The sequence below is a fragment of the Rhodanobacter sp. LX-99 genome (genome assembly GCF_018599185.1).
Classification (GTDB): Bacteria; Pseudomonadota; Gammaproteobacteria; order Xanthomonadales; family Rhodanobacteraceae; genus Rhodanobacter.
Genome location: NZ_JAHFVL010000001.1, coordinates 2,148,132 through 2,170,631, shown reverse-complemented (window position 1 = coordinate 2,170,631; position 22,500 = coordinate 2,148,132). Strand labels below are relative to the sequence as shown.

Here is a 22,500-nt window from a genome sequence, read left to right as displayed (position 1 = left end):
GAAGCGCCGGTCTATTCCTCTTCTTCGCTCGTCAGCGGCGTGGCCGCATCGCGTTGGCGTTCGCGTTCCGCGCTGCGCTCCGCATCCGCCTCGAACAGCCGCTGCAGATCGACCAGCGCGTCGCGCGTGCTCTGGATCAGCTTGGTCTCGTCGTCGTACACCAGCGCCTGCTTCTTCAGCAATTCCTCGTCGTAGCGGCGGAAGCGCTCGACCCGGTCGGCCGCCAGTTCGTGCGGCAGGCCCAGCGCTTCCAGCGTCTTGCGGGTCATCTTGAGGCTGGAGTGGAACGTCTCGCGGATCGGCTCCTCGACGCCCATGTCCATCAGCCGGAACACGTGCTGGCGGTTGCGCGCGCGGGCGATGATCTTCAGGTGCGGATACTGCCGCCGCACCAGGCGCGCGGTGCGCAGGTTCGCCTCCGGGTCGTCCGTGGCCAGCACGAACACCTCGGCCTTGTCGGCCCGCGCCGCGCGCAGCAGTTCCGGTCGCGCCGGGTCGCCGAAGAACAGGTTGACGCTGCCGAAGCGGCGCGACTGATCCACCTGGTCGGCCGAATGCTCCAGCGCCACGAACGGGATGTTCTGCGCGCGCAGCACGCGGGCGATGATCTGGCCGACCCGGCCGAAGCCGGCAATGATCACCCGCGGCGTGTCGGCCTCGATCGTGTCGAACTCGCGCGTCGGCTTGTTCGGCCTCACGTTCAGCGCCTTCGCCGCCAGCACCACCAGCAGCGGGGTCAGCGCCATCGACAAGGTGATCGCCAGCACCAACGCGTCGCGCTGGGCCACGCCGATCAGACGCTGCTCGGCCGCCTGGCGCAGCACCACGAACGCAAACTCGCCGCCGCAGGCCAGCAGCACCACCAGGCGCAGCGTATCGGAGCGGTTGAGCCCGCCCAGCAGCCGCCCCAGCGGCCACAGCAGCACGCTTTTCAGCAGCAGCAACGCGCCGACCAGGCCGAACATCAACCCAGGCCGGTGCAACAGCAGCGACAAGTCCATCGACATGCCGACGCTGATGAAGAACAGCCCCAGCAGCAAGCCCTTGAACGGCTCGATGTTCGATTCCAGCTCGTGCCGGTACTCCGAATCGGCCAGCAGCATGCCGGCCAGGAACGCGCCCAGGGTGGCCGAGACGCCGGCCAGTTCCATCAGCAGGGCCACGCCCATCACCACCAGCAGCGCGGTGGCGGTGAACACCTCCACCGAGTCGGCCTTCGCCACGAAACGGAACACCGGGCGCAACAGGTAGCGGCCGCCCACGATCACCGCCACGATCACCCCGACCGTGCGCAGCACCGCGAACAGGTTGAAATCCTGCGCGGTGGAGGAAGCCAGCAGCGGCACCGCGGCGATCAGCGGGATCGCCGCCAGGTCCTGGAACAGCAGGATCGAAAACACCTGGCGGCCGTAGGCGGAACCGGCCTCCTTGCGCTCGGCCAGGATCTGCAGGCCGAACGCGGTGGACGACAGCGCCAGGCTGCCGCCCACGATCGCCGCGCCCTTGCCGGTGAGGCCGAACAGGAAATAGCCGGCCGCCGCGATCGCCACGCTGGTCGCCAGCACCTGCAGCAGGCCGGTGCCGAACACCGAGCGGCGCATCACCCACAGGCGTTGCGGCGACAGCTCCAGGCCGATCACGAACAGCATCAGCTCGACGCCGAACTCGGAAATCGTCGCGACCCCTTCGGTATCGCTGACCAGGCCCAGCAGCTGCGGCCCGATCGCCACGCCGGCGATCAGGTAGCCGAGCACCGCGCCCAGCCGGAAGCGCTTGGTCAGCGGCACCGCGATCACCGCGGCAAGCAGGAACACCACCGCGGTCTGCAGGAAATGATGGCTGTCCACGCGCTGGGCGACTCCGATCGGCGATGGCCGATTATTCCACGCGAAGCATGACCGCACGGCATACCCACACCATTTCCATGACGGGTTGCCGAAAAAGACCAGGCCCGCACGAGGCGGGCCTGGTCTGCATGCAAAGACGGCGTGCCGCTTACTGTTTCGGCGCGTCCTTCAGCCCGCGGTTCTCCAGCATCGGCTCGATCTCGGGGTCGTGGCCGCGCCAGTCCTTGTACATCTTCGCCAACTCCTCGGTGTTGCCGCGCGACAGCACCATCGCGCGGAAGCGGTCGCCGTTCTCGCGGGTCAGGCCGCCGTGCTCCTTGAAGCCCACGAACGCGTCGTCGGCCAGCATCTGCGTCCACAGGTAGGCGTAGTAGCCGGCCGCGTAGCCGTTGCCCCAGATGTGCTGGAAGTAGCTGGAGCGGTAGCGCGGCGGCACGTAGCCGAGGTCGATCTTGTCCTTCTTCAGCGCGGCGGCCTCGAACTGGTCGGCATCCTGCAGCGGCGCATCGGCGCCGAGCATGTGCCAGTTCATGTCGAGCAGGGCCGCGGCGACCAGCTCGGTCATCTCGTAGCCCTTGTTGAACTTGCCGGCCTTCTTCATCTTGTCGACCAGCGCCTGCGGCATCGGCGCGCCGGTCTGGTAGTGCTTCGCGTAGTGGGCGAATACCTTCGGATCGGTCGCCCAGTGCTCGTTGAACTGCGACGGGAACTCGACGAAGTCGCGCGCGGTGTTGGTGCCGGACAGGGTCGGGTACTGCTCGTCGGCGAAGATGCCGTGCAGCGCATGGCCGAACTCGTGGAACATGGTGACCACGTCGTCGAACGAGAGCAGCGCCGGCTGGCCCGCCGCCGGCTTGCTGAAGTTGGCGACGTTGAAGATCACCGGCTTGGTGCCGAGCAGCTTCGACTGGGTGACCAGGTTGTCCATCCAGGCGCCGCCGTTCTTGTTGTCGCGCTTGAAGTAGTCGGTATAGAACAGCGCCATCGAGCGGCCGTCCTTGTCGAACACCTCGAACACGCGCACGTCCGGCTGATACACCGGGATGTCGTGGCGTTCCTTGAAGGTCAGTCCGTACAGCTGGTTGGCGGCGTAGAACACGCCGTTCTGCAGCACGTCATCCAACTCGAAGTACGGCTTGATCTGGTTCTCGTCGAGGTCGAACTTCGCCTTGCGCACCTGCTCGGCGTAGAAGTTCCAGTCCCACGGCTCAAGCTTGAAATCGCCGTGCTGCTTGTCGATCAGCGCCTGGATGTCGCCCGCCTCGACCTTCGCGCGGGCGGTGACCGCGGGCACCAGGTCCTGCATGAACTTCAGCGCCGTCTGCGGCGTCTTCGCCATCTGGTCGTCCAGCTTCCATGCCGCGTAGTTCGGGAAGCCGAGCAGCTTGGCCTGTTCGGCGCGGATCTGCGCCAGCCGTTCGATGGTCTTGCGCGTGTCGTTCGCGTCGCCCTTTTCGGCGCGGTTCCACGAGGCCTCGAACAGCGCCTGGCGAGTGGCGCGATTGGTCAGGTCCTGCAGCTCGGGCTGCTGGGTGGTGTTCTGCAGCGACAGCACGTACTTGCCATCCAGCTTGCGGTCCTTGCCGGCCTGGGCCGCCGCAGCCAGCTCGGCGTCGGACAGGCCGGCCAGCTTCGCCTTGTCGGCGATCACCGGCGCGGCGTCCTTGGTGGCGGCCAGCAGCTTGTTGGTGAACGCGGTGCTCAGCGTCGACTCTTCCTTGTTGAGGTCCTTCAGCTTCGCCTTGTCGGCGTCGGAGAGTTTCGCGCCGGCATGCACGAAGTCCTTGTAGACCACCTCGACCAGGCGCGCCGATTCCGCATCGAGCTTGAGCGTGTCGCGCTGGTTGTAGACCGTCTCGACGCGCTGGAACAGCTTGCCGTTGAGGTGGATCGCATCCTGATGCGCGGCCAGCTTCGGCGCTTCCTCTTCCTGCACCTTCTGCAGCACGTCGTTGGTGTTCGCGCCGGTGACGGCGTTGAACGCCGCCATCACGCGATGCAGCATGGCGCCGGATTTCTCCATCGCCACATAGGTGTTCTCGAACGTGGGCGGTGCCGGGTTGTCCGCGATCTTTTCGATCTCGGCCAGGTGCTGTTTCATGCCCTCCTCGATCGCGGGCTGGTAGTCGCCGTCATGGATCTTGTCGAACGGCGGCGCCTGGAACGGCAACGTGCTGGCGGCGTAGAACGGGTTGTTGGTCATGGCGGTGGTGGCCGATGCGGTACTGCCCGCGGACGCGGTCGAGGCTGCCGGCGCAGGTGGGTTGGCGGCCTCGTTCGGCGACTGCGAGCAGGCGGCCAGGGCCATCGTGGTGGCGATCACAATCATGCGCAGACGAAACATCGGGTTCCCCAGGTGGTGTGCCCGTTGCCGGGTACGGAAGTCGTAGCCGCCGACTGTACCGACAGCGCGGGCACTTTCCAAACGGCGCAGGATCCTGCGCTCAGGCCGCGCGCAGGTCGCGCAGCTGCCACGCCGCGCCGATCAGCAGGTACAGCCGGTGACGCACCACGCTCATCGGCAGGTCGGTGACCAGGTCCACGTCGGTACGCAAGTCGGCGACCCGGGCGTTCACCTGCGCCGCCGGGTCGGTGGCGCCGAGGCTGCCGTCCACCGCATCCGGATCGGGTTGCGCCGCGCGCCAGCGCTGGAACAGGCCGTCGTCGCGCAAGGCCTGCTGAAGCGCCGCGGCGAAATCGTTCGGGCCGGCGCCGTCGTACGCAAAGCGCGGATCGGCGCCGCGCGCGTGAGCCAGGTCGGCGATCGAAAGGTAGTAGTGGTTGCGGGCCATGTTGCCTCCGGCGGTGGGGACCGACGCCTATCCAAGCACGCCCGATGTGAAGGCCGACACCGCCGCCGCCAACTCACCGGCCGCCGCGGCCGGCGCCACCCCGTGCGGCAGCACGCCCAGGCACGGCGCCGGCAGCAGTTCGCGCAGCGTGGCCAGGTTTTCCTCCGGCGCGTCCATCGCCGGATCGACCCGGTTGCCGATCCAGCCCAGCAGGCGGCAGCCATCGGCCGTGATCGCGCGTGCGCTGAGCAGGGCATGGTTGAGGCAGCCCAGCCGCAGCCCAACCACCAGGATCACCGGCAATCGCCACTGCTTCGCGATATCCGCCGCCAACAGCTCCGGCGCCAGCGGCACCAGCCAGCCGCCCACGCCTTCGACCACCACGCGCTGATGGCCGGCGCTCAACTGATCGAACGCCGTGCGCAACGGCGCGAGAGAAATCGCCACGCCGTCGTGCGCCGCCGCCAGATGCGGCGACAGCGGATCGCGCAGCGCCACCGGGTTGATCAGCGCATACGGCAGGTTCGCGTCGCTGCCCGCCGCCAGCAGCGCCAGTGCGTCGTCGTTGCGCAGGCCGTCGGCGGTTTCCATGCAGCCGCTGGCGACCGGCTTCATGCCGCAGGCGCGGTAGCCCGCCGCGCGCAGCGCATGCAGCAGCGTGCACGCCGCATGGGTCTTGCCGATGCCGGTGTCGGTGCCGGCAATGAACAGCGCAGCCGTCATGCCTGCGTGCTGCGCCGGTCGAAACGGTTCGCCGCCACGGCGATTCGATGGTCTTCGCGCTGTCCAGCCAGGCTCACATTGCATTACTCGTCATGATCGCTCGGCGCATAATACGGGCTTTGCTGCAGGACACGCCGCATGTTCGAACTGAAAGCCCATACGTACGCCAGCAAGCGCGAGCACTACGCAGACCTGGTGCAGCAGGCGCGCGGCATCCTCGCCGGCGAGCGCGACCTGATCGCGAATGCGGCGAACTTCGGCGCGCTGGTCTACCACAGCCTGCCCCAGCTCAACTGGGCCGGCTTCTACCTGTACGACGGCACCGAGCTGGTGGTCGGCCCGTTCCAGGGCAAGCCGGCGTGCATCCGCATCGCGCTCGGCCGCGGCGTCTGCGGCACCGCCGCGCAGACGCGCGAAACCCAGCTGGTGCGCGACGTCAACGCGTTCGCCGGGCACATCGCCTGCGACGCCGCCTCGCAATCGGAAATCGTGGTGCCGCTGATCAAGCCCGACGGCAGCCTGCTCGGCGTGTGGGACGTGGACAGCCCGGTCACCGACCGCTTCGACGAAGACGACCGCGCCGGGATGGAAGCGCTATGCATGGTGTTCATGGAATCCGTGCACGGTTGATCGCCCTGCCTCCGACGAGGCAGTCCGTGTCGCGCCCGCACAAACTTCAGCGCTCGCGCGTCTGGTGCGCGCCTTCGCGCGGTTGCTGCAGCAAGGCGATCACCGCCTGACGCGCCTCGTCCACACCGGTGCCGGCGGAAGACGAGAATATCTGCGCGGTGGCATGCAGGCCTTCGGCGGCGAACTGCTTGCGCAGCGCGGCCAGCGCCTGGGTGGCCTGGCCGCGGGAGAGCTTGTCGGCCTTGGTCAGCAGCAGGTGGCAGGGCAGCTGGGTGGCGAAGCAGAACTCCAGCATCATCCGGTCGAATTCCTTCAGCGGATGGCGGATGTCCACGATCAGCACCAGCCCGCGCAGGCTGCGGCGCTGGTGCAGGTAGGCATCGATCTCCAGCTTCCAGTGCTCGCGCATCTCCAGCGGCACCTTCGCGTAGCCGTAGCCGGGCAGGTCGATCAGGCGCAGCTCCAGCGCCGACTCGCCGGCGGTTGCGGCAGGCGATCGCTCCTGCGCATCCTGCGCCCGCGGCACTGGTGCATCCCTGTACGGCGGCAGGCTGAACGCGACCATCTGCTGGGTGCGGCCGGGGGTCTTGGAAGTACGCGCCAACCCCTTGTGCCCGGTCAGAGCATTCAGCGCGCTGGACTTGCCGGCATTCGAGCGTCCGGCAAACGCCACCTCGGCGCCCCGGTCGGCGGGAAGCTGGCTGATGCGGTGGGCGGCGAGCACGAATTGCGCGCCCTGCAGGGGATTGAGCATGGGGATGGTTTGACCAAGGTAGGGTGGCACGGGATAATTCTGAGGTTTCTGCCTGTTGCAGGCCGCATGGCCACAATCCCTGGCAGTGTTCGCAAGTCTCTCGGGAGTCAAGTGTATGAGTTTTCGGTCCGCTGGTTTTCGACCCACGGTTCTCGGGTCTGCCCTGGCCCTTGTGCTGGCGCTGTCCGCCGGCGCCGTGACGGCACAAGACGCCAAGCCGGAGACTGCCACGCCAGCCGCCGCCAGCACCGCGGCAACGCCCGCCAGCGCGGCCACTGCCACGGCTGTTGCCGCAGCCGCGGTGAAGCCCGGTGATGCCACCGCGGGCCAGGCCAAGGCCGCGGTCTGCGGCGCCTGCCACGGCATGGACGGCAATTCCGCCGATGCGCAGTACCCGAAGCTGGCCGGCCAGAGCGAGCAGTACATCGTGCGCCAGCTGACCGACTTCAAATCCGGCAAACGGCAGAACCCGATCATGATGGGCATGGCCGCGCCGCTGTCCACCCAGGACATGCACGACGTCGGCGCCTACTTCGCCAGCAAGACCGCACTGCCCGGCGTAGCCGACCAGGCGCTGGTGGAGCACGGCCAGACGCTGTTCCGCCAGGGCGACGCCACGCGCGGCATCCCCGCCTGCATGGCGTGCCACAGCATCGACGGCCGCGGCAATCCGGGCGCGATGTATCCGCAGCTGACCAGCCAGCACGCGCAGTACATCGAAGCCACGCTGAAGGCCTGGCACGACGGCACCACCTGGGGCGACGATGCCCACGCGCAGATCATGCCGGCGATCGCCAAGCAGCTGAGCGCCGACGACATCGCTGCCCTGGCCAGCTACATCGAGGGCCTGCACAGCGCCGACAGCCAGCCGGCCGCCACGCCCTGATCGAATCCGCGCCGACCGAAGTGTCGGCGCTGTCGTTTTGTGTTCCGCCTCTCGAGGTCTGCCATGTTGAAGCGTCTGCCGTTCCTGTGTGCCGCCCTGCTCGCGCTTGCCGCCTGCAGCCATGACAGCGACACCGGCAGTGCTGCCCGGCAGGCCGCGCCCGCCGTCACCAGCAGCGCCGAAGCCGCGCCGGCCAGCACCACGGCCAGCAGCACCGCACCGGCAACGGCCGGCAGCGCGGCACCCGCCGCCACCGGCACGGTCGCCGCCGCACCGGCTGCGACCACCTCCGCCGCGCCCGCCCCGGCCGCGGCCGCGGTGCCGTTCGTCGACAACGGCAAGTGGGTCGAAGGCAAGAACTACTTCCTGATCGATCCGGCGCAGCCGACCAGCCATCCCGGCAAGATCGAGGTGACCGAGGTGTTCTCCTACGGTTGCCCGGCCTGCAACGGCTTCCATTCCACCGCCGACCAGATCGCCAGGAGCCTGCCGCCGAACGCGGTGATGAATTACCTGGCCGCCGCGTTCCGTCCGGACGAGAACTGGCCGATGTACCAGCGCGCGTTCTACGCGGCGCAGGCGCTGAACCTGGTCGGCAAGACCCATGACGCGATGTTCGACGCGGTGTGGAAGAGCGGCGAGCTGTCCACCTACAACCTGAAAGCCAGCGGACTGAAGCCGCATTCGGCATGGCCGACCATCGAGGACGCGGCGAAGTTCTACGCCAAGTACGGCGTCGACCCGAAGGAATTCGTCGGCGTCGCCAACTCGTTCACCGTCAACACCAAGATGAAGCGTGCCGACGACCTGATGAAGGCCTACGGGGTAGACAGCACGCCGACCATGATCGTCAACGGCAAGTACCGTTTCACGGCAAGCTCCGCCGGCGGCTACGCGCAGTCGATCGAGTTGACCCAGTGGCTGGTCGCCAAGGAAAGCGCCGGCAAGTAAGCCGCTTCGGTTAATCTGACCCGCACGGCGACCCCACCGCCACCACGCGAAGAGAGACCCCATGTCCAAGCGATTCGCCCATCTGCGCGTACTCACCCTGCTCGTCGGCCTGCTGCTGGCCAGCGCCTGCACCGCGCAATCCAGCACGGCGCCGTACACCGAAGGCAACGAGTACGTCACCCTGCCCGCCCCGCAGCAGCGGCTCGGCAGCGAGGGCAAGGTGGAGGTGGTCGAGGTGTTTTCCTACGGCTGCATCCACTGCGCGCAGTTCGCGCCGGCCGCCGAGAAGCTGCGCAAGCAGCTGCCGGCCGGCGTGGCGTTCAAGCTGCTGCCGGCGCCGTTCAGCGCCGAGTGGCTGCCGTACGCGCGGGCGTACTACGCGGCGAAGCAGCTCGGCGTGGTCGAGCGTACCCACATGGCGCTGTTCGACGCCAAGTTCGCCCAGCACTACCCGATCAACTCGATGGACGAACTCGCCGACTTCTACGCCCGCGAGGGCGTCGACCGCGCCGAGTTCCTGCGCATCGCCACGTCGCCCGAGGCCACCGCGAAACTGAAGGAAGATCTCGCGCTGATCCAGAAGTGGCAGGTGGACGGCACGCCGACCATCGTGGTCAACGGCAAGTACCGCGTGGCCGCGGTGCACTCGTTCGACGAGATGGTTGCGGTGACGCAATGGCTGGTCAAGCGCGAACTGGCCGGCAAATAAGCGTCGCACGCGGCGTTCGGCAACACGGCTGGTGCACTATTCACGTCCGGTGGATCATGCTGGCCGCCGCATCCGGCCCATGAGCATGATCCATGCACATGGGCGCCGGCACCCCCTTCCCGTGTAGTGTGTTGCAATGACCCGCGCCGCCACCTCCCAAGCCGCCCCTGCCGAGCGCCGCCTGCGCCTGCTGAGCTGCAACATCCTGGCCGGCGCCAGCGTGCAGCGCTACCGCGAATACGTCACCCGCAGCATCAACGCGGTGCTGCCGGGGCGCAACAAGATGGACAACCTCGACCGGCTCGCCGAGGTGCTGTCGCAATTCGACGTGATCGGCCTGCAGGAAGCCGACGCCGGCAGCCTGCGCTCGGGCTTCCTCAACCAGACCCGCTACCTCGCCGAGACCGCCGGCCTGCCGTTCTGGAGCCACCAGCCGAACCGCGCGATGGCCAGGCTGGCGCACTCGGCGAACGGCCTGATCAGCCGGCTGGAGCCGCACTCGGTACTGGACTACCCACTGCCCAGCCGCATCCCTGGCCGCGGCGCGCTGCTGGCCCAGTTCGGCGAAGGCGACAACGCGCTGGCGGTGATGATCGCGCACCTGTCGCTGAGCGCACCCGCGCGCGCGCGCCAGCTCGGCTTCATCGCGGAACTGCTGCAGGATTTCCCGCACGCCGTGCTGATGGGCGACCTCAACACCGAACCAGGCAGTGCCGAGATGCAGCAGCTGTTCGCCAAGTCCACCCTGCAGCCGCCGGCACAGCCGACGCCGACGTTCCCCAGCTGGAAGCCGCGGCGCGCGCTGGACCACATCCTGACCTCGCCGGCGATCCACCTGGAGAAGACCTGGGCGCTGCCGCAGGCGTTCTCCGACCATCTGCCGCTGGCGGCGGAAATCCGTCTGCCGGCGCACGTCGGCGGCAAGGCCGCGCCGGGGCACAGGCGATGACCACGACGATATGGCAACGGGCATGGCCGTGGCTGCTGTTGCTGCTGGTGGCGCTGCTCGCGGCGTGCCTGCGCTACGGCGTGATCGAGCCCTCCGCGATGGCGCAGCGGTGCGGTGGCGGCCATGCACCGTGGTGGTGCCAGTGGCGGCAGTGGCTGGTACTGGGTTTCCTGCACGACGTCTACGGCATCGCGGCGCTCGCCGCGACCGTGCTGGCGCTGCTGTGGAAACGCGCCTGGCTGGCCTGGCTGGCCGCCGCGCTCGGCATCATCGCGCTGCAGCTGTACTGTTTCGAGAGCGGCGCGCTGGCCGTACTGGTCGGCTGCCTACGCCTGCTGCGGCTGCAGGCGACGCGCACGCTGCCAGTCGACCAACACCGGCACGGCCAGCAGCAGGTTCATTCCCAGCCATAGCCATGCCACCGCGGTGAGCCCGGCCTCCTGCACCAGCACGGCCGCCGCCAGCAGCGGCAGCCAGCTCGCGAGAAAGCGCTCCTCCAGCCACGGCATCGCCGGTACGCGCCGGTCGCCCAGCCAGCCGAACAGCGCATAGCCGACGCACGGCAGCAGGAACAGGCCCAGCGGGAAATCCCGGTAGCGGCCATCGACCACCAGCAACAGCCCGTAGAACGCCAGCCCGAACAGCCAGCCCAGCCGCAGCCAGCGCGGCGGCGCGGCAGGCGCGACCATGCCGGCCAGTCGCGCGGCGATCCAACGGGCCAGCTGCAGTGCGGTGAGCAAGGCCAGCGCACAGGCGGCGAGCGACACCGCCCACTCCCAGCCGTCGCGGCAGGCGTACAGCATCTGCCGGTACTGCCACGCCAACGCGCAGCCGCTGGCCGCGCCGGCCAGCGCCAGCGCGCTCCAGCCGCGTCCGCCGTGCCAGCGGCGCCGCCATGCGCCGATCAACGCAAACAGCGCGGCACCGGCCGCGCCGGCAAGCCAGCCGGCCCACCAGTGCGGTTCCTCGGTCACCGGGCCCTGCATCGCGAACTTCGGCCGCGCCTGCACGTCGAAGATCCCCCAGTAGCCGCCCACGGTGCCCTCCTGCGCGCGCTTCCACGGCTGGTCGAACGCCTCGATCACGTTGTACGGCATGTGCACGGTGGTCGCGTAGCGCAGGAATTCGCGCAGGTAGCGCGCCTCGTTGACCACGCTGGCGCTGGCCGCCTGGCGCGGTCGCCCGGCGCTGGGCCAGCCGGTCTCGCCGATCATCACGCGGCGGCCGGGAAACGCCTGCTGCACCTGCGCGTACACCGCCGCCACGTGCTGCACGGCGCGTTCGGGCGGCACCGGCTGGTCTTCCCAGTACGGCAGGATGTGGATGGTGAGGTAATCCACCGAGCCGGCCAGCTCGGGGTGGCGCAGCCAGAACTCCCACACGTCGGCATACGTCACCGGCACGTGGACCGCCGCGCGCACCTGGCGCAGATAACCGGCCAGTTGCGCCGACGACAGATCGCCGCGCAGCAGCACCTCGTTGCCCACGACCACCCCGCGCAAGACCTGCGGATACTTGTTCGCGGTGGCGATGCCCAGCGCGACCTGCTGCGTATTCGCCTTCGCGTCGCCGCCCAGCCAGATCCCCAGCAGCACCTTCATGCCGTAGCGCTCGGCGATCCCGGGCACCGCGCTGAGGCCTTGTCCCTGCGAGTACGTGCGCACGCAGTCGAAGCGCTGCGACAACGCGCGCAGGTCCGCGTCGATGCGCTCGGGGCTGATGTAGGCATTCACGTCCAGCGGCGTCTCGCCGGCCAGGCGGAACGGCGCGTACGAGACGCAGGCGATCCGCGTCGACGGCGCATCCGGCAGCGCCACCGGCCGGCCGATCGCCCACCACCAGGTCGCCCCGGCCAGCGCCGCCAGCATCAGCGCCAGCCACGCCGGCCAGACGCGACGAAAAACAGGCGAAGCTGCTGGCGACATGCCGATCCCGGAGATGCTGAAGATGAAGCGTGCCAGCTTAGCAGGCGCGTCCGCACTCACCGAATCGCGACAAGCCGGCCGGAAGCATCGACTACACTGCCAGTGATCCATTGCAGGAGTTCCCATGTCTGTTTCCGCTTCATCGCGGCGTGTTCCGCTGGCCTGGCTGCTGTTGGCCGCCGGCTGGCTGCTGGCCAGTGCGATGGCGCACGCCGCCGAACCCGACGCTGCCCAGCGCGCCGCTTTCAAACAGGCCTATGCCGCCGCCCAGCAAGGCGGCGACGGCTGGCGCAGCCTGGCCAGCGGCCTGCGCGACTACCCGCTGTATCCGTACCTGCAGGCCGCGGCGCTGCAACACGACATCCAGCAGATCGACCGCGCCAGCGTGGAGTCGTATCTCGCGCAATATCCGGACTGGATTCCCGCCGCCGACCTGCGCCGCGCATTCCTGCGGGAACTGGCGCGCCGGCAGGACTGGGGCACGTTCCTCGCGCTGTACCAGCCCGGCCTCGGCGACACGCTGGCCTGCGACGCCTTGCAGGCGCGCCTGGCCGGCGGCGGCACGCTGGATTTCGAGCACGACCTGGCCGCCTTGTGGGCCAAGCCGAACCTGCCCGACGCCTGCGACCCGGTGCTTGCCGCCGCGCACAACCAGGGCCTGCTGACCGATGCGCGCCTGTGGACGCGGATCGACCGCGCCGCCGATGCCGGCCAGGCCGGCACCATCGCCAACCTCGTCGCCTGGGTGCCGCCAGCCGAACGTGCCACCGCGCAGCAACTGCTACTGGCGCTGCGCGATCCGGCCGCCGCGCTGGCGGCCGCCTCCGACTGGCCCGACGGCACGCGCCAGCGGCAAGCCGCCACGCTGGCGCTGACCCGGCTGGCCCGGCGCCAGGCCAGCAGCGCCGATGCCGCCTGGCAGAAACTGCAATCACGCTTCCGTTTCAGCGAAGCACAACGCAACCGGGTCCTGCAGACCCTGGCGCTGTACCACGCCACCGATTTCGACGACGGCGCACTGGCCCGGCTGATCGCCCTGCCCGCCGCCGCGCAGACCGACGGCACCCGCGAATGGCGGGTGCGCGCGGCACTGGCGCAGCAGGACTGGAGCGCGGTGCTGGCCGGCATCGACGCGATGCCCGCCAGCCAGCGGCAGGACGGCGAATGGCAGTACTTCCGCGCCCGCGCGCTGGCCGCGCTGGGCCATGACGACGAGGCCCGCCAGCTGTTCGAGGCCCAGGCCGACAAGCCCACCTTCTTCGGCTTCCTGTCCGCCGACCGGCTCGACCAGCCGTACGCGATCTGCCCGCTGACCCTGGCCGACGACCCGCAGCGCGAACAGGCCCTGCTGGCCAACCCCGGCCTGCTGCGCGCGTTCGAGCTGTACGCGGTGGACCTGCCGAAGCTGGCGCGGCGCGAATGGACGCGCGCACTGCAGGATGCCGACCCGGCCACTCAACGAATTGCCGCCGACATGGCCAACCGCCGCGGCTGGTACGACCGTGCCGTGTTCACCATGAGCAGCGGCGACGCACTGCGGCTGTACGACCTGCGCTTCCCGCTGGCCAGCCAGGACGGACTGGTGCCGCAGGCCGAACAGGCCGGGGTCGAGCCGGCCTGGGCCTACGGCATCCTGCGCGCGGAAAGCGCCTGGATGAGCGATGCGCAGTCCGGCGCCGACGCGCGCGGCCTGATGCAGCTGCTGCCGGCCACCGCCGCGCTGGTGGCGAAGCGCAACGGGCTCGACTGGGGCGGCGGCGACACGCTGTACGACCCGATCACCAACATCGCGCTGGGCACGCGCTACCTGGCGCAGATGGCCGCGCGCTTCAACGGTTCGCCGTGGCTGGCCAGCGCCGCCTACAACGCCGGCCCGAACAAGGTCGACCAATGGCTGGCCATGCGCGGCACACTGGCGCCGGACCTGTTCGTCGCCACCATCCCGTACCGGGAAACCCGCGAGTACGTGGCGCGGGTAATGGCGTTCAGCGTGATCTACGATTGGCGCCTGAGCGGCGACACGGTGGTGCCGCTGGCCACCCGCATGGGCCCGATCGGCCAGTCGTATGCACTGCCGACCGCCGCGACGGCGCGGCGTGCGGTCGCTTGTTCGCCGGCCGTCGCGCCGGCGGCAGCGGTCAGTGCGGCGTCCGCCACGCCCTGAGTGCAAGAGGGCCTTCGCATGAGCGCACAGCAACTCGTCATCCTCGGCGGCACCGGTTTCGTCGGCAGCCACCTGGTGCCGCGCCTGGCCGCCGACGGCCACCGCATCGTGCTGCTCAGCCGCAACCGCGAGCAGCACCGCGAGTTCGGCGTGCTGCCCACGGTCAGCGTGCGCAATGCCGACATCTACGACGACGACGTGCTGCGCCGGCAGCTGGCCGGCGCCGACGCGGTGATCAACCTGGTCGGCATCCTCAACCCGCGCGGCCGGCACACGTTCCAGCGCGCGCACGTGGAACTGGCGCGCCGGCTGATCGCCGCGTGCCACGCCAGCGACGTCGGTCGCCTGCATCAGATGAGCTCGCTGAAGGCCGGCCAGGGCCTGTCGCAGTACCTGAAGACCCGCGGCGAAGCCGAGGCGCTGGTCAGGGCGTCCGCGCTGGACTGGACGATCTACCAGCCCAGCGTGATCTTCGGCCCCGGCGACGGCCTGGTCAGCCGCTTCGCCAAGCTGCTGCGGCAGATGCCTGCGCTGCCGCTGGCGCGCGCGCAGGCGCGGATGGCGCCCACCTGGGTCGGCGACGTGGCCGAAGCGATCGCCCGCTGCGTCGATCACGCGACGCTGGGCCAGCGGCGCAGCTTCGAACTGTACGGCCCCGAGGTGCTCACGCTGGGCGAGATCGTGCGCAAGATCCGCGCCGCCGCCGGCCTGCGCACGCCGATCGTCGCGCTGCCCGACAGCCTCGGCCGGCTGCAGGCGCAGTTCGCCGAGCTGCTGCCCGGCAAGCCTTTTTCGCTGGACAACTTCCGTTCGCTGCGCACCGATTCGGTCGGCAAGCTCGACGGCTACGCCGCGCTCGGCATCGTGCCGCAACCGTTCACGCCGTGGCTGCCGGTGCTGCTCGGCGAACCGCCGCGGCACCGCCGGCTGGCCGCGGCACGTTCGCCGCGACGCTGAGCACCGCGCGGATCAGCGCACGCCCAACAGCAGCCGCAAGCGATCCAGCTCGGCGCCGTAGCGCGCGGCCAGGGCCGGCTCGCGCAACCAGGGCTGGCGCGTGCGCAGTGCCGTGCGCGCCTCCGTCGGCTCGTGCTGGAAGCCCAGGCAGGCCGGGTCATATTCAAGCCCGCAGAACGCCAGCAGCCGGCGCACCTGGGTCTCGGGATCGGCCAGCAAGGCCTCATGGTCGTATTCGAGGAAACGCTGCGGGAACAGCCGCTGCCAGTGCCGGCCGAGCCGCTCATGGTCGCGCCAGTAGCTGACGATGTCGTCCAGGTCGTAGCTGAAGTCGTGGCCGCTGACGAACAGCTGGCGGTAGCAGGCGAAACAGGTTTCGAGGGCGTCGCGCCGGCAGTGCACCACCCGTGCGCCCGGCAGCATCGCCAGCGCCACGCCCACCACGCGCCCGTTCAGCCGGTTCGCATCGATGAAGCGCGGCAGGCCGCGGCGCCAATGCGCGGTCCGCGCCAGGTAGTCCTGGCCCAGGCGCGCCCAGTCCGCCGGCGTGGCCGAGCCGATCCACTGCAACAGCGGCTGTCCGCGCCGGGCCGATTCGTCGCTGATCACCCGCTGCAGGTCGGGCGACTCGTCGACGCCGCCCACGTACGGGTGCGCGGCAAGGATCTGCCGGGTCAACCCGGCACCGGCGTGCGGCAGCGCCATGAGGAAGATCACCTGCTCGCCCAGCGCGGCATCCGCGGCACCGGCCAGCGGCCCGGCGAACGCCGCGAGCATGGCGTCGGCGCGCGCCCGCATGGCCGCCGCGTTCCAGTTCAGCTGCCGGCGCCGCCATGCGTTGGCCTTGCGCAAGGCACGGAAGGCCGCGCGATAGTCGGCCTGGTCTTCCAGCGCACGCGCCAGTGCGAAGCCGAGCCGGATGCGCGCCAGCGGTGCCGGTTGCGGCATCTGCAAGGCGCGCTGCAGCTGGGCCACGTCGTCCCTGCCGAAGCGCTCGGTGTCCAGTCCGGCCAGGCCGCTCCAGGCTTCCGGATGGCCGGGCTGGCGCTGCAGCACCTCGCGGTAGTTCGCGGCCGCCTGGGCCTCGGCGCCGAGGCCGGTCTGCGCCGAGGCCAGCACCAGCCGCGCCGCGATATGGTCCGGATCGATATCCAGCGCACGATGCAGCGCGGTGATCGCTCCGGCCGGCCGGCCCTGCAACTGGAACATCCGCCCCAGGTTGAACCACGCCGGCGCAAAGTCGGGCGCAAGTTCGCAGGCCCGCTGCAGCGCCGACAAGGCCGCCTCGTTCTCGCCCTGGGCCTGCAGCGAAACACCCAGGTTGATGTGCACCAGGGCATCGCGCGGATCCTTCGCCAGCGCCTGGCGCAGGATCGCCACCGCCTGCGCGTAGTTGCCGCGCAACTGCTGCAGCTGGCCCGACAGGCGCAGTGCCTCCACGCCATCGGGCGCCAGCGCCAGCACCGCCGCCAGGGCTGCCTCGGCACGATCCAGCTCGCCGTCGGCCATCGCGCCGCTGGCTTCCTCGAGCAGTTGCACCGCCTCCGGCGACAAACCCGCGGCACGGTCCCGCAGCAGCGGATGAGCCTGCTTTGCCACCATGGTCGAGGATCCCCTGCCTGCCGTCGGTTTCAATCGCCAGCTTACGTGAGCGGGGCGGCGGCATAAAGCGCCGCCATGCCATCCCAGCCCGGCCACGCATGGCAGAATCCCCCCATGCACATCTATCTGGTCGGCGGCGCGGTCCGCGACAAACTGTTGGACCGCCCGGTGGTCGACCACGATCACGTGGTGGTCGGCGCATTGCCGGAGGAGTTGCTGGCGCTGGGCTACAAGCCGGTGGGCAAGGATTTCCCGGTGTTCCTGCACCCGCAGACGAGCGAGGAGTACGCGCTGGCGCGCACCGAGCGCAAGAGCGGGCGCGGTTATCACGGCTTCGTGTTCCAGGCCGACCCGACGGTCACGCTGGAGCAGGACCTGGCCCGGCGCGACCTCACCATCAACGCGATCGCCGAGGACGAGCACGGCGCGCTGACCGATCCGTTCGGTGGCGTGCGCGACATCGAGGCGCGCATGCTGCGCCACGTGTCGCCGGCGTTCGTCGAGGATCCGGTGCGGGTGCTGCGGGTGGCGCGTTTCGCCGCGCGCTTTGCGCCGCTGGGTTTCAGCGTGGCCGCGGAAACCATGGCGCTGATGCGGCAGATGGTGGCCGACGGCGAGGTCGACCACCTGGTGCCGGAGCGCGTGTGGACGGAAACGCGCAAGGCGCTGGCCGAGCCGCAGCCGTCCATGTTTCTGCGCGTGCTGCGCGAATGCGGCGCGCTGGCCGTGCTGTTTCCCGAAGTCGACGCGCTGTACGGCGTGCCGCAACGCGCGGAGTTCCACCCGGAGATCGACACCGGCGTGCACGTGGAGATGGTGCTGGACGCGGCGGCGCGGCTCGCGCCGGGCAACGACGTGGTGGGTTTCTGCGCGCTGACCCACGACCTCGGCAAGGCGTTGACGCCAGCCGATGAGTTGCCGCGCCACATCGGCCACGAGCATCGCGGCGTGGCGCCGCTTCGCGCGCTGGCGGCGCGGCTGAAGGTGCCGACCGAACACGCCGCGCTGGCCGAGCTGGTCTGCCGCGAACACCTGAACGTGCACCGCGCGTTCGAGCTGAAGCCGGCTACGGTGCTGAAGCTGCTGGGCGCATTGGACGCCCTGCGCCGGCCGGCGCGGCTGGAGCTTTTCCTCGCGGCCTGCGAGGCGGACAAGCGCGGCCGGCGCGGCCACGAGCACGACGCTTACCCGCAGGCGGATTACCTGCGCGAGGCGCGCGCCGCCGCCGCCGCGGTCGAGTCCGCCGACTTCGTCGCCCGTGGCCTGGCCGGCCCGGCGATAGGCCAGGCGATGGAAACGGCGCGGATGCACGCCATCGCCGCGCTGAAAACTCATCCTTAGAGCCTGTTCATGATCTCCAAGTACCCCGCGCCGGGAGCTGTTTGCGCGCAGGCCAAGGAAGAACGAGGGCACGCGGGGAGAGTCCATGGATGGACTCGGCTTTGAGGAGCGAGGAGTGGACGTCCGTCCACGACCGAGTGATGACGCCGGCATGCGGGCAAACAGACCCGGCCCTTCGGGTTGCCATCGAGTGGCCGCCATGCGGCAGCGCGCGGCTTGGCCCCTGCCTTCGCAGGGGCAGGCTCTGACGGCCAGTCAGGCGCTGCGCCACGCACTACCACCTGGCGGCCACTCGATGACAACGCGGGGCACTTGGAGATCATGAACAGGCTCTCAGCCAAGCGGATCCGCGGTATAAAGCCCGGATGACCTCAGCCCGTCGCGGGCATCCGATCACCTTTTGCTGGAGTTGCCCGTGTCGAGTGCATTCACCCCGACCTCTCCCCTGCGTCAACGTTTCCGTCCGCTGCTGTGGCTGGCGATCACCTACCTGGCGATCTCGTTCGCCACCCGCGTGGTGCTGCTGGTGATGTCCGGCAGCGAGGTGCCGCACACGCCGCTGAACCTGCTGTACGCGTTCGGCGTGGGGCTGGGCTACGACCTGGTCACCTGCATCTACGTGGCGTGGCCGCTGGTGCTGTTCCTGTGGATCGTGCCGACGCGGCACGCGACGGTGTCAGGGCTGGCGCGCTGGCTGGCCTGGCTGCTGGCGCTGGCGCTGGTGTATGCGCTGTGCCTAGCCGCGCTGTACCTGCACTACCGCGCCCACCTGGGCATGACCTGGCCGCTGGTGCTACCGTTCCTGCTGCTGCTGCCGCTGCCGGCCTTCGCCTACGTTTCGCGCGCCGGCCAGTGGGCGCTGTACGGGCTGGCGCTGGTACTGCTGTACGGACTGCTGTTCGTGGCGGCGTCCGAGCTGGTGTTCTGGAACGAGTTCAGCGTGCGCTTCAACTTCATCGCGGTGGACTACCTCGTCTACACCAACGAGGTGATCGGCAACATCCGCGAGTCCTATCCGATCGGCCGCTGGCTGGCCCTGCTGGCGGTGGTCGCTCTGGTCCTGTTCGCGCTCGGCCGGCGCGCCCTGCGCGTGCGCGACGACGGCAGCCGCTTCTGGCAGCGCGGCAAGGTGGCGCTGCTGTGGCTGGTGCTGACGGTCATTTCGGTCGCCGCGGTGAATGGCGGCATGAAGGACCGCACCGGCAACAACTACGTCAACGAGCTGGCCGGCAACGGCATCTACCAGTTCTTCAACGCGTTCCGCAGCAGCCACCTCGACTACGCGAAGTTCTACCGCACGCTGCCGGACGACGAGGCGTTCCGCCGCGTGCGCGAGATGCTGAAGACGCCGGAAGCGACCTACGTCAGCGACGACCCGCACGACCTCACCCGCGCGATCCGCCGGGTCGGCCCGGAGAAGCGCCTCAACGTGGTGCTGATCAGCGTGGAGAGCCTGTCCGGCGACTACCTGGGCACGTTCGGCAACCAGGACCACATCACGCCGTATCTCGATTCGCTGGTCGGCCAGAGCCTGTTCTTCGACAACCTGTACGCGAACGGCACGCGCACCGTGCGCGGGCTGGAAGCGCTGTCGCTGTCGGTGCCGCCCACGCCCGGCGACTCGCTGTTGAAGGAGCACAACAACGAGAACCTGTTCTCGCTGGCCGGCATCTTCAACGACCGCGGCTACCAGTCGGACTTCGTCTACGGCGGCTACGGCGAGTTCGACAACATGAACTATTTCTTCAGCCACAACGGCTACCGCGCGGTCGACCGGCGCGACATCCCGAAGACCGCCACGATCCACAGCGAGAACGTGTGGGGCGTTGCCGACGAGGACCTCTACACGCTGGCGCTGGGCCAGATGGATCAGATCCACGCCGAAGGCAAGCCGTTCTTCCTGCACATCATGACCACCTCCAACCACCGGCCGTTCACCTTCCCGGAAGGCCGCGTGAAGCAGGCCAACGGTACCCGCCAGGGCGCGGTGGCGTACACCGACTGGTCGATCGGCGATTTCATCAAGCGCGCGCGGGAGAAGTCGTACTTCGACGACACCGTGTTCGTGATCACCGCCGACCACTGCGCCTCCAGCGCGGGCAAGACCAGCGTGCCGGTGAACCGCTACCACGTGCCGCTGTGGATCTACGCGCCGAAGCACATCCCGCCGCAGCGCGTGGATCGCCTGATGGGACAGGTCGACATCGCACCGACCCTGCTCGGCCTGCTCAACTTCAGCTACCGCTCGCGCTTCTTCGGCTACGACCTGTTCCAGCTGGAACCCGGCCGCGAGCGCGCGTTCCCGGCCACCTACGAGAAGCTCGGCTACCTGCATGACGACGTGCTCACCGTGCTGGAGCCGCAACGCAAGCTGGAGCAGATGAAGCCGGACTACGCCAGCGGCGACGCTACCCCGATCGCGCCGCAGAACCAGGAGCAGATCGCCCAGGCGGTCGCCTACTACCAGGTCGCCAGCGAGCTGTTCAAGCGCGGCCAGCTGGCACGCCGCCCGGCCGATGCGACGCCGGTGGAACCGTTGCCGGCGGAACCCGCCGCGGCACTGGCACCGGCCAGCTCGACGGCGGCGCCGGCAGCGGCCGGCTCAGCCCCCGCGCCGGCGCACTGAGCGCGCTTCCACGCTCGCCAGCACGCTGGCGAGCGATGTGCGCAGCAGCAACAGCGCGATGACGATGCCGACGCCATCGGCGAGCACGTCCAGCGCGTCGGCGTCGCGCGGCGGGTCCAGCCACTGCGCGAACTCGATGAAGACGCCGAAAGCCAGACAGCCCAGCGCGGCCCAGCCGCGCGCACGGCGCTCGCGATAGACGTTGCCCCACCAGCCCATCAGGCAGGTGAAGGTGGTGGCGTGCAGCAGCTTGTCGCCGTACGGGACATCCAGCGTGACGCCGGGGTCCGGGCGCAGCGCCATCCACAGCACCCACAGCATGATCGTGCTACCCAGCGCGACCCAGGCGCGATGCCAGCGCAGCCGTCCGGACGTCCGAACCGTCTCGCGCTCAGTCAAAGCCGCTCTCCCTGGTCGGCGGCGAGCAGCTCGGCCGGCAGCGGCAGCGCCTCGAGGCCGCACACCAGCAGCATCGCCTGGAAGCGTTCGCCCATCTGCTCGGGCAGCATCAGCCGCTTCGCCTGCTGCGCCAGCCGGTAGCGGCCATGCTCGTCGGCGATCGCCGCGTGCTCGCGCTCGAACACGTCCTGCAGTCCCGCGCCGATCAGGAACTGCGCCTGCGGCAGGTAGCCCGCCACGCCGAAGCCGGCGCTGTTGCCGGCCTCGGCCAGCGCGGTGAAGTCGACCGAGGCGGTGAGGTCGTTCATGCCCGGCAGGTACAGCGGGTCGCTGTGCGCGTGGTGGCGGTAATGCGCCATCAAGGTGCCGTCGTCGCGCTCGGGCAGGTAGAACTCGCGGCGCACGTAGCCGTAGTCGACGAACAGCATCAGCCCGGCGACCAGCGTACCGGCGACCGCCTGGATCCAGTACGGCAGCTGCGGCAGGATCTCCGAGCGGTAGCCATCGACGAAGTCGACGCCGAGGTCGCGCTCGACATGGCGCACGGCGGCGGACACCAGCGCATCGGCCGGGCGGTCGACGCGCATCAGGCGGCCTTCGCCGTCGAGCGCCACGTGTTCCTCGTACACCTCGCCCTGGCGCATCGCAAAGCGCGTGGCCGGCAGTGCGTCGATCACTTCGTTGGCGAACAGCACGCCGCGCCAGTCGTGCTCGGGCGGACGATCCAGCCACTGCACGCGGGCGTTGAGTTCCGCCGGCAGGTTTGCATGCAGGCGTTCGCGCTGGCGCTCGCGCAGGTCGGCGCTGGGTTCCAGGATCAGATACCGCCGCGGCAGCGTGCCGCTGGCCGCCAGCGCGTTCAGCGCCGCCTCGGCGAAGGCGCCGCTGCCGCCGCCCAATTCAAGGAAGTCCGCCTCGTCGCCGAGCATCGCCAGCACCGGCTGCACCGCATTCACCACGCAGCCGGCGAACAGGCCACCCAGCTCCGGCGCGGTGACGAAGTCGCCGGCCGCGCCGAACTTGGTGCGGCCGGCGCTGTAGTAGCCCAGCCCCGGCGCGTACAGACAGCGCTCCATGTACTGCGAGAACGGCATCGGCCCATGCGAAGCGATCTGTTCGCGCAGCAGCTGCAGCAGGCGGTCGGAATGGGCGCGCTCGTCGGCGCTGGGTTCGGGGAGGCGGGAGGGCATGGCGGTTGCCGATCATCGAAACGCGGCAAGCATAGCGGATGCCCTCGCCAGCAGG

19 protein-coding genes are annotated in these 22,500 nt (G+C 69.5%); 10 read left to right on the top strand and 9 right to left on the bottom strand.

All coding sequences use genetic code 11. The annotated features are described in order from the left end of the window. Positions 1-11: 11 nt before the first annotated feature. From KK131_RS09965 to bioD, 4 genes are all read right to left on the bottom strand, one after another. Complete coding sequence (locus KK131_RS09965; RefSeq protein WP_214556487.1) at positions 12-1,847, bottom strand: monovalent cation:proton antiporter-2 (CPA2) family protein; 1,836 nt, start codon at positions 1,845-1,847, stop codon at positions 12-14. Positions 1,848-1,995: 148 nt separating this feature from the next. Further along, on the bottom strand, positions 1,996-4,191 hold the full coding sequence (dcp, locus tag KK131_RS09960) for a peptidyl-dipeptidase Dcp (protein ID WP_214556486.1): 2,196 nt from the start codon (positions 4,189-4,191) through the stop codon (positions 1,996-1,998). 100 nt (positions 4,192-4,291) lie between these two features. Continuing rightward, a complete protein-coding gene (locus KK131_RS09955) occupies positions 4,292-4,639 on the bottom strand; it encodes a hypothetical protein (protein WP_214556485.1) in 348 nt (115 codons plus the stop codon). A 27-nt stretch (positions 4,640-4,666) separates the two neighbouring features. After that, on the bottom strand, positions 4,667-5,362 hold the full coding sequence (gene bioD, locus KK131_RS09950; protein WP_214556484.1) for a dethiobiotin synthase: 696 nt from the start codon (positions 5,360-5,362) through the stop codon (positions 4,667-4,669). Between the two features lie 138 nt (positions 5,363-5,500). On the opposite strand from bioD, the gene KK131_RS09945 reads away from it, so the two are divergent. Further along, positions 5,501-5,992 carry a GAF domain-containing protein gene (locus KK131_RS09945; RefSeq protein WP_214556483.1) on the top strand — a complete coding sequence of 164 codons (492 nt, stop codon included), beginning with the start codon at positions 5,501-5,503 and terminating at the stop codon, positions 5,990-5,992. A 46-nt stretch (positions 5,993-6,038) separates the two neighbouring features. Here the strand turns inward: KK131_RS09945 and KK131_RS09940 are convergent, their stop codons facing one another. After that, entirely contained in the window at positions 6,039-6,746 is a 708-nt protein-coding gene (locus KK131_RS09940; protein WP_214556482.1) for a GTP-binding protein, read from the bottom strand. 115 nt (positions 6,747-6,861) lie between these two features. On the opposite strand from KK131_RS09940, the gene KK131_RS09935 reads away from it, so the two are divergent. The 5 genes from KK131_RS09935 to KK131_RS09915 all read left to right on the top strand — a co-directional run bounded on the left by KK131_RS09935 (position 6,862) and on the right by KK131_RS09915 (position 10,654). Further along, complete coding sequence (locus KK131_RS09935) at positions 6,862-7,632, top strand: c-type cytochrome (protein ID WP_214556481.1); 771 nt, start codon at positions 6,862-6,864, stop codon at positions 7,630-7,632. A gap of 63 nt (positions 7,633-7,695) precedes the next feature. Continuing rightward, positions 7,696-8,583 (top strand): thiol:disulfide interchange protein DsbA/DsbL, encoded by an 888-nt coding sequence (locus KK131_RS09930; protein WP_214556480.1) that lies wholly within the window; start codon positions 7,696-7,698, stop codon positions 8,581-8,583. 61 nt (positions 8,584-8,644) lie between these two features. Further along, complete coding sequence (locus tag KK131_RS09925; RefSeq protein WP_214556479.1) at positions 8,645-9,292, top strand: thiol:disulfide interchange protein DsbA/DsbL; 648 nt, start codon at positions 8,645-8,647, stop codon at positions 9,290-9,292. A gap of 136 nt (positions 9,293-9,428) precedes the next feature. Next, positions 9,429-10,241, top strand: a complete 813-nt coding sequence (locus KK131_RS09920; protein ID WP_214556478.1) for an endonuclease/exonuclease/phosphatase family protein — start codon at positions 9,429-9,431, stop codon at positions 10,239-10,241. Further along, entirely contained in the window at positions 10,238-10,654 is a 417-nt protein-coding gene (locus KK131_RS09915; protein ID WP_214556477.1) for a hypothetical protein, read from the top strand. The genes KK131_RS09920 and KK131_RS09915 overlap by 4 nt, the downstream gene beginning before the upstream one ends. Here KK131_RS09915 and KK131_RS09910 read toward each other — a convergent pair. Next, a complete protein-coding gene (locus KK131_RS09910) occupies positions 10,568-12,166 on the bottom strand; it encodes a glycoside hydrolase family 17 (protein ID WP_214556476.1) in 1,599 nt (532 codons plus the stop codon). The genes KK131_RS09915 and KK131_RS09910 overlap by 87 nt on opposite strands. A gap of 124 nt (positions 12,167-12,290) precedes the next feature. Between KK131_RS09910 and KK131_RS09905 the strand changes: the two genes are divergently transcribed. Together KK131_RS09905 and KK131_RS09900 are read left to right on the top strand one after the other, a co-directional pair. Then, positions 12,291-14,330: a transglycosylase SLT domain-containing protein gene (locus KK131_RS09905; protein WP_214556475.1), complete on the top strand. Its 2,040-nt coding sequence runs from the start codon at positions 12,291-12,293 to the stop codon at positions 14,328-14,330. Positions 14,331-14,348: 18 nt separating this feature from the next. After that, complete coding sequence (locus KK131_RS09900; RefSeq protein WP_214556474.1) at positions 14,349-15,287, top strand: complex I NDUFA9 subunit family protein; 939 nt, start codon at positions 14,349-14,351, stop codon at positions 15,285-15,287. Between the two features lie 12 nt (positions 15,288-15,299). Here KK131_RS09900 and KK131_RS09895 read toward each other — a convergent pair whose 3' ends face one another. Continuing rightward, positions 15,300-16,889, bottom strand: a complete 1,590-nt coding sequence (locus tag KK131_RS09895; RefSeq protein ID WP_214556473.1) for a sulfotransferase — start codon at positions 16,887-16,889, stop codon at positions 15,300-15,302. A gap of 114 nt (positions 16,890-17,003) precedes the next feature. Between KK131_RS09895 and KK131_RS09890 the strand changes: the two genes are divergently transcribed. Together KK131_RS09890 and KK131_RS09885 are read left to right on the top strand one after the other, a co-directional pair. Then, entirely contained in the window at positions 17,004-18,230 is a 1,227-nt protein-coding gene (locus KK131_RS09890) for a multifunctional CCA addition/repair protein (protein ID WP_214556472.1), read from the top strand. A 415-nt stretch (positions 18,231-18,645) separates the two neighbouring features. After that, positions 18,646-20,856 carry an LTA synthase family protein gene (locus KK131_RS09885; RefSeq protein WP_214556471.1) on the top strand — a complete coding sequence of 737 codons (2,211 nt, stop codon included), beginning with the start codon at positions 18,646-18,648 and terminating at the stop codon, positions 20,854-20,856. Here KK131_RS09885 and KK131_RS09880 read toward each other — a convergent pair. Both KK131_RS09880 and KK131_RS09875 read right to left on the bottom strand, forming a co-directional pair. Beyond that, positions 20,833-21,255: a VanZ family protein gene (locus tag KK131_RS09880; protein ID WP_250887394.1), complete on the bottom strand. Its 423-nt coding sequence runs from the start codon at positions 21,253-21,255 to the stop codon at positions 20,833-20,835. The two genes, KK131_RS09885 and KK131_RS09880, sit on opposite strands and share 24 nt — an antisense overlap. After that, a complete protein-coding gene (locus KK131_RS09875; RefSeq protein ID WP_214556470.1) occupies positions 21,252-22,445 on the bottom strand; it encodes an SAM-dependent methyltransferase in 1,194 nt (397 codons plus the stop codon). Before KK131_RS09875 ends, KK131_RS09880 begins: the two co-directional genes overlap by 4 nt. Positions 22,446-22,500 lie beyond the last annotated feature (55 nt).